General features: G+C 67.4%; 4 protein-coding genes. 1 reads left to right on the top strand and 3 read right to left on the bottom strand.

Going from position 1 to position 6,690, the window contains the following annotated elements:
- The 3 genes from I55_RS22270 to I55_RS22260 form a co-directional block, all read right to left on the bottom strand.
- Positions 1-3,037, bottom strand: a 3,037-nt coding sequence (locus I55_RS22270; protein WP_049974390.1) for a winged helix-turn-helix domain-containing protein, incomplete at its 3' end; no start/stop codon positions are given.
- A 223-nt stretch (positions 3,038-3,260) separates the two neighbouring features.
- Positions 3,261-4,037 (bottom strand): pentapeptide repeat-containing protein, encoded by a 777-nt coding sequence (locus I55_RS22265; RefSeq protein ID WP_049974389.1) that lies wholly within the window; start codon positions 4,035-4,037, stop codon positions 3,261-3,263.
- Positions 4,038-4,128: 91 nt separating this feature from the next.
- Entirely contained in the window at positions 4,129-5,319 is a 1,191-nt protein-coding gene (locus I55_RS22260) for a 4-hydroxybenzoate 3-monooxygenase (RefSeq protein WP_199902681.1), read from the bottom strand.
- Between the two features lie 269 nt (positions 5,320-5,588).
- On the opposite strand from I55_RS22260, the gene I55_RS22255 reads away from it, so the two are divergent.
- Positions 5,589-6,542, top strand: coding sequence for a helix-turn-helix domain-containing protein (locus I55_RS22255; RefSeq protein ID WP_044562787.1), 954 nt, complete (start codon positions 5,589-5,591; stop codon positions 6,540-6,542).
- Positions 6,543-6,690: the final 148 nt, after the last annotated feature.

Raw genomic sequence — 6,690 nt, 5'->3', positions numbered from 1 at the left:
CGTCATATTCTGTTGCCATTTTTTCTTTTCCGTTTTGGCTGCGCAGCCGGGCAACAGTGGTGATCAGTTGGGCCGCAGCCTCCTGAACCCGATTGAGCCCCAGAAGGCTGGCACCGATGTTGGCCTGGTTGTTCAAATCGGTGAGCGCCCAATCGGGATTCGCAGGGTCTTGCTTGCGGAAGGTGGCCAATTCGGCGGCAAGGGCGCGCTGAAGCGCCAAGGCCTTGGCGTATTGATGCCGTTCAACCAGGAATTCCCCCGCCACAACCTCCACATTCAGGCGCAGGCGTTGCCAGACCTGATTGCTGGGGTCATGGGCGACCAATTCCTGGAAAAGTTTCCTTGTCTCCACCATTTGCTCGTCGGCCCGCTGTTCTTCCCCCAGTGCGTCCAGCAGGTTGAGGCGGCGGTACTGGCAAGTTCCCAGACGATATATCCAACCAAATTCTGAGGGAGCGTCAGCACTCAATGAGTGTAATTCATCTGCCTCTTTATCAAAAAATGATACCGCTTTGCGAAGCTCGCCCTGCTCGGCATAGGCCGTGCCAAGCCAGGACAGGGTAGTCGCCACAGCCACGCGTAACTCATGGTCTTTGGGGCGCTGGGCCAGGGCTTGGCGCTTCAGAGCTAAGGAATTCTCGAAAAATGCGGCAGCTTTCTCATAGTCCGCTCTCTTCACCGCCGTTGACCCAAGGTTGCCAAGGGCGTAGGACAGTTCGGTCCAGGCATCAACGTTCTCCGGCGCGATGGCCATCATGCGCTTGGCATAGCGTTCATACTCCCGGAATGCCGCTTCCGCGCGGTCCAGATCATTGCCGTCCAGGCTGATCTGTCCCATCCAGAAGGCCACCGCCCCCAGATCCTTCAGCAGCTCCAGGCTTTCCCGGCCCTGGGTCAGGTTGGCGTCAAGCAGGCTTTTCGCCTTGGCGAGGGCGGCTTGCGCGGACTTGGGATCGGCGCGTGAGCGGGCCACCTCCGCCAGGGTCTGCAGGGCCTTCGCCTGTTGCGCTCGATCCTCCGGCGTTAGGTTGGACAAGGATTCTTGACCAAAGTAGCTCATCGCTTTTTCGCCGATGTCCGACAGCAGTTCCAGCCGGCCTAGGGGGCGCAGCTTGTCGGCGAAGTTGCCGACCATGAAGTTCATCAGATCCTCGGCCTGGTGCTTGCGTTGTTGCGCGGTCTTCTCCGCCTGCCGGGCCAGCAGGCCCAGGCCGCCGGCGATGATGGCGATGGCGGCGAAGCCGGCCATGGCGGCGGCGCGGCGGCGGTCCGCCTGCCTCTCCCGCTTCATCGACGCGTCGATATAGGCGCGGGCGTCGGCCGCCAGGGGCAGGGCGGTGAAGCCGGCCAGGTCACGCGCCTCCGCCAGCTGTTGCCCGCGGGGCAGCAGCAGGTCGGCGCGGCGCCCGTCCGCCACCCAGCGCCTGGCCGCCTCCTCCAGGCGGCCGCGGGCCTTGAGGAAGCGGCGATGATCGGCGATCCAGGCGGCGGCGCGGGGCCATTGCCGCAGCATGGCCTCGTGCGCCACGCCAAACACCGGCTCGCCATCGTACGCCAGGCTGACGAACAGCCGCTGTCGCACGAAGGTCTGGACCAGGGTCCGCTCTTCCGCCGTGGTCAACGCGCTCCAGGGAACGCGGCGGCTGCGCGCCGCCTCGTCGCTGGCGCCGATGGTGACCACCAGGGACAGGACGCGACCGAGCGCGGCCGCGCTGGTGGTGGGCAGCCCCTCCAGCGTCGCCTCCGCCCGCTTGCCGATGGCGCCGCCCAGGCCGCCCAGGGCGCGATAGGCGGCGACCGTCAGCTCACGCGTGGTGCTGCGTTGCAGGTAAAGCTCATGCAGGGTGTATTGCAGCAGGGGCAGGGCGTCGGGGCTGGCGGCCGTCGCCTCACACAACAGGTCGTCCAGATGCGCGCCCGTTTCCGGATCGGTACCGAAACGAAGCCCGGCCACGATGGCGGGCATTCGGATCATGTGGGTGATCTCGGCCCGGGTCGGCGGTTCCAGGTCGAAGTGCCCGCCGGCCGCCTTGGCCGCCAGCAGCAGGGGTTCGCGCGCCACGTCGGGGTAGAAGTCGTTGCGGCAGGCGGCCACCACCAGGACCAGGCCGCCCGCCGCGATGCGGCCCAGGGCGTCGAACAGGTGGCGCCGCTGGCGGGCGTCCACCGCCGGGCTGTCGAACACCGCCTCCAGCCTGTCGATGAACAGGACGGCCCGGGCGCCGGGATGGCGGGCGGCGGCGGCCTGGAACAGGGCAGGGGCCGCCCCATCGTCGCCCAGCGCCGCGCCGATGCCGTCGGCGCTGAGGCCGGACAGCAGGGGGGCACCGCCCTCGGTTTCGCCGCCGGTTTCGCCGTCGTCGGTCTCCAGGTCCAGCAGGGCGCCGCCAAGCGCGGTGGCCAGGTCCAGGCCGGAGACATCACCCATGTCCAGGGTGGCGGCCCCCAGGAAGCGGAAGGGCTGGTCCGGCGCCCGCAGGGCCGGGACCAGACCCGCCCGCACCAGCGATGTCTTGCCGCTGCCGCTGGGGCCCAGGATCAGCACCAGGCCGCGCCCGGCCATCACCTGGGTGTTCACGATGCCGCGCACCGCCGCCACCGCCGTCTCCCGCCCGAAGAAGACGGCCGCGTGCGCCTCATCAAACGCGTCCAGGCCGACGAAGGGCGACGCGTCGACCCAACCGTCCGAGGTGACCGCCTCGCCAGCGCCGGCCACCGGTGTGACCGGGGCCACGGTGCGGTAGCCGCGCTTGCGGATGTTTTCGATGTATCGCGGCGCGCCCGCCGTGTCGCCCAGCAGCTTGCGGAGTTGCGTGATGGCCTTGTGGACCTGGTTCTCCCCCACCGCCAGGCCATCCCAGCACAGGCGCAGCAGCTCTTCCGCGCTCAGGATCTGGCCGGCGTGTTGGCACAGCGCCGACAGGACGTCCATGGCGCGGGGCTCAACCTTCAGGTGGGGGCCGCCATCTTCCCGGGTCACGGTGCAGGTCTGGGCGTCGACCCGCCATTCACCGAAGTGGAAGCTCTTCGTCTGCAATTCCTACCCCCCGCCCGCAGGTCCCCACACCTCCATCTTCCGTGTGGATGACCGCGAAGATGGTCGCCTTTTAGCATACCTCCATTTGGTTAACGCGTTAAATGGGAAGACGGCTCGGGCATTCAGCAGCCTGGTGGAGCCTTCACTGCGTGCCCCGGGATCTGGAACCACGTCCTGGGGCCAGGATGACGCGACGGAGTTTTCCGCAGGCAACGGGCGCGTATCATGGTGCCGTGCCGTCGCCCCCCTCACAGACGTCAATGCCCATCGCGGCCAGCAGGATGTGTTGCTGGTCGGGCGCGATCGTCAGGCGGCTGTGGCCGGCCAACTGCCTTATGTCCAAGCCGCTGATCTCAGCCCCCCGCAAATCGGCCCCGTCCAGCCGCGCCCCGGCGATGATGGCCTGGAACAGGTCGCTGTCTCGCAGATCCGCGTCCGTCAGGTCCACGCCCTGCAGGTCGGTTTCCCGCAGGCGGCAACGGACCAACAGCACCTCCCGCAAGCTCAGGCGCGACAGATCCGCCAGTTCGAAGGTGCAGTCGCGGAAGCTGGCGCGATGGATGGCTTGGTTGCGGCTGAGGGCATGGCGGAAATCCACCAGATGGAAGCGGGCGCCCATGAAGCTGCAGCCCTCCGCTTCCACGTCGAACAGGGTGCAGCGGTCGATGACGCTGAACGACAGGTCGCACCGGGTGAGGCGAGCCGCCCGCAGGTCGCTGAAGGCCAGGGTGCAGCCGGCGGTCTTGTCCTCCGGGTCCACGAAGCGGCAGTCCTCCAGCACCGCGTCGCGCAGCTTGGCGTGGGACAGGCGGCAGCGGACGAAGAGGCAATCGCGGAAGCGGGCGTCGCTGAAATCGACGCCGGTGAAGCGCACCTCCTGGAAGACGCACGCGTCAAACCGGCAGCCGGCCGCGTCCAGGTCGCGCCAATCCATGTCGATGAATTGGGCGGACCGTACCTCACCGGCGGCCAGCGCGTCTTCCAGGGTGTCGATATCCATCAGGCGGGCTCAAGGGTTGGGTAAGGCGGGGGAACGATCATAGGATATCGCCCGCCATCCCCGCCCTGCCAGCCTTGCGCTTCGGGTCTTTTTAGATGGGCAGGCCGACGTAGTTCTCCGCCAGCGCCGTGGCCGCAGCGCGGGAGCTGACGACATAGTCCAGGTCGGCCTCACGGATGCGATGCTCGAACGGGCTGGCCTCGTCGTCGGTATGCAGCAGGGTGGTCATGTACCAGGAGAAGCGCTCGCCCTTCCAGATGCGGGCCAGGCAGGTGGCGGCGTAGCTGTCGAGGCCGCTGGCGTCACCCTTGGCGTAGAATTTTTCCAGCGCGCGGGACAGCACCAGCACATCGGCCGCCGCCAGGTTCAGGCCTTTGGCGCCGGTGGGCGGCACGATGTGGGCGGCGTCGCCGGCCAGGAACAGGCGGCCATGGCGCATGGTCTCGCAAACGAAGCTGCGCATGGCGATGATGCCCTTCTGGATGACGGGGCCTTCGGTCAGCTTCCAGCCGTCCACCGTTTCCAGCCGCTGGTGCAGCTCCGACCAGATGCGCTCGTCCGGCCACAGGGCGATGTCGTCCTTGGGGTCGCACTGGATGTACAGGCGCTGAATTTCCGGTGAGCGCATGCTGAGCAGGGCGAATCCCCGGTCGTGGCGGGCGTAAATCAGCTCATGGTGCGACGGCGGTGCCTCCGTCAGGATGCCCAGCCAGCCGTAGGGATAGATTTTCTGAAATTCCCGGCGGTGTCCCGCAGGTATGGCCTGGCGGCTGGGCCCGTGGAAGCCATCGCAGCCGGCGATGAAGTCGCAGTCGAGCACGGCCGGCGTGCCGTCGGCCTGGGCGAAACTGACGGACGGGCGGTCGGTCTCGATGCCGGCCAGCGCCACATCCTGGACGCCGAAGTGGATGACCGCCCCTTGGGCCAGGCGGTGGGCCACAAGGTCCTTGATCACCTCATGCTGGGGATAGACGGTGACCTTCTTGCCGCCGGTCAGTTCCTCCATGTCCAGATGATGGCTTTGCCCCTTGAAGCGCAGGGTGATGCCGGTGTGGAAATGGCCTTCGCGCGCCATGCGTCCGCCGACGCCCAGCTGGTGCATCAAGTCAACGGTCCATTGCTCCAGGACGCCGGCGCGGATGGTGCCTTCGATCTCCGCCCGGGTGCGGGATTCGATGATGACGCTGTCGATGCCCTGGCGGTGCAGCAGCTCCGACAGGAAAAGGCCGGCGGGACCGGCGCCGATGATGCCAACCTTCGTGCGGATTTTGGATGCGGACATGGGGCAGGCCCTCCCGAGCCTGAAGTGTTTTTATCCTGGGCCGCCCGATAAGCGGCCGACACCCGAACGATAGGGGCGGGACCGGTATCCAAGGAATGGACGCAGGCCGACAAAAATTGGATTTTTTCGCAACGATTGCCCAAGATAGCTGTGCGGCGGCGATCCCGGCCGGCGCATCGGAACCATCGAAATCATCGATAGATGTTATCGGCCATATCGATCCTTTCTTGGCATTTTTCCGCCGAACCACAGCGGCCGGCGGACGCGACATGAGCCGCCCGGACATCCCCGTCTTCTCCTTGTATGGGGAGGCGCCGGCGACGGCGGAGGATCGCTTCCTGCACGTGGAACTGATCGAGGACCGCAGCAGCCTGGTGGATTGGCGCATCCGCCCACACCAGCACGGCGACCTTGTGCAATTCCTGGCCATCCGCGAAGGGGCGGGGCGGGTACAGGCCGACCAGCGCACCTGGTCCTTCGACGGCGCCAGCCTGATCGTGGTACCGGCGGGCGTGGTGCACGGCTTCGCCTTCGCCCGGGGCACCATCGGCTGGGTCGTCACCCTGTCGGACCGTATCCTGCGCGGCCTGGCGCGGCGCGACCCGGCCTTCGCCGCCTTGGGCACGGCGGCCTGTCTGGAGATGGCGGATCAGGGGGAGGATTTCACCGCCGTGCTGACCGCCGCCGATGGCGTGCTGCGGGAATTGCGGGGCCAGGCGCCCGGCCACCGCGCGGCGGCGGAGGGACATATGCTGGTGCTGCTGGCCGCCATGCTGCGGGTGGTGCGGCCGGCGGCGGACCTCAGCCCGGGGGTGGGCGGCCGGTCCGGCCAGGTGGCCTTGGTGGCGGCCTTCCGCGCGCTGGTCGAGCGGCACTACCGCGGCCACCGCCCGCTGGACGACTATCTGACGGAGCTCCGCACCTCCTCCTCCACCCTGCGCGCCGCCTGTCTGGCGGTGACGGGGCGGCCGGCCATAGGCCTGATCCAGGATCGGCTGATGACCGAGGCCAAGCGCCTGATCCTCTACAGCGGCCAGACCATCGCCGCCGTGGCCTATGATTTGGGCTTCGAGGATCCGGCCTATTTCTCCCGCTTTTTCCATAAGCAAAGCGGGGAGGCGCCCCGCGCCTGGCGACAGCGGTTGATGGCGGACTGGCGGGTGGCGGACACCGCCTCGCTGGAGCCGCCCGACCCCTTGGCGGCGGTGGTTGGCGACATATGAGGCAACGACGCCGTCTCCTGGGGGAAGCGGCCCCAGCAGACGGCGTCGCGAAGACAGCTCAGAATTTGGCGTGCAACACGACGCCATAGGTGCGGGGGTCACCGATCACGCTGTAAACGTTGACGGAACCCGCCGTGTTGGCCTGCTG

Source organism: Azospirillum sp. B4 (genome assembly GCF_000333275.1).
GTDB lineage: Bacteria > Pseudomonadota > Alphaproteobacteria > Azospirillales > Azospirillaceae > Nitrospirillum.
The sequence above is the reverse complement of the archived record's forward strand: the minus strand, read 5'-3'. Positions and strand labels throughout refer to the sequence as shown.

Excerpts from the sequence above, each read along its gene's own strand:
- I55_RS22265 (WP_049974389.1), bottom strand. The coding sequence starts at position 4,037 with ATGGATATCGACACCCTGGAAGACGCGCTGGCCGCCGGTGAGGTACGG.
- I55_RS22260 (WP_199902681.1), bottom strand. The coding sequence starts at position 5,319 with ATGTCCGCATCCAAAATCCGCACGAAGGTTGGCATCATCGGCGCCGGT.
- I55_RS22255 (WP_044562787.1), top strand. The coding sequence starts at position 5,589 with ATGAGCCGCCCGGACATCCCCGTCTTCTCCTTGTATGGGGAGGCGCCG.